This is a genomic window from Blastococcus sp. SYSU DS0541 (genome assembly GCF_054050875.1).
In genome coordinates this window covers 1-549 of the sequence record NZ_JBJHAD010000044.1, presented here as the reverse complement: position 1 = coordinate 549, position 549 = coordinate 1, and the positions used below count along the sequence as shown (strand labels likewise).

Sequence of the window (549 nt, the reverse complement as noted above, 5' to 3'; positions counted from 1 at the left end):
GCGGCGGTGGGGGCGGAGCGGGCGTTCGTGGTGCACCAGCCCCTGGGTGTGGTGCTGGCGGTCATGCCGTGGAACTTTCCGTTGTGGCAGGCGATGCGGTTCGCCGCGCCGGCGTTGATGGCGGGGAACGTGGGGTTGCTCAAGCACGCCAGCAACGTGCCGCAGACCGCGCTGTACCTGGAGGAGTGCTTCCGGCGGGCGGGGTTCCCGGCGGATGTGTTCCAGACGCTGCTGATCGGCTCGGGGACGGTGGAGCGGGTGCTGCGTGATGATCGGGTGGTGGCCGCGACGCTGACCGGCAGCGGGCCGGCGGGGCAGTCGGTGGCGGCGATCGCCGGGGATGCGCTCAAGCCCACGGTGTTGGAGCTGGGTGGGTCCGATCCGTTCATCGTGATGCCCTCGGCGCACCTGGACACCGCCGCGGAGGTGGCGACCACGGCGCGCAACCAGAACAACGGGCAGTCCTGCATCGCGGCGAAGCGGTTCTTCGTGCACCGGGCGGTGGCCGAGGAGTTCACCCGCCTGTTCGCCGAGAAGATCGGTGCGCTG

Annotated in this window: 1 protein-coding gene; it reads left to right on the top strand. The window is 70.9% G+C overall.

The genetic code is table 11. The annotated features are described in order from the left end of the window. Positions 1-549: aldehyde dehydrogenase family protein (locus ACI794_RS20755; RefSeq protein WP_456617267.1), on the top strand; the 549-nt coding region annotated here is incomplete at both ends.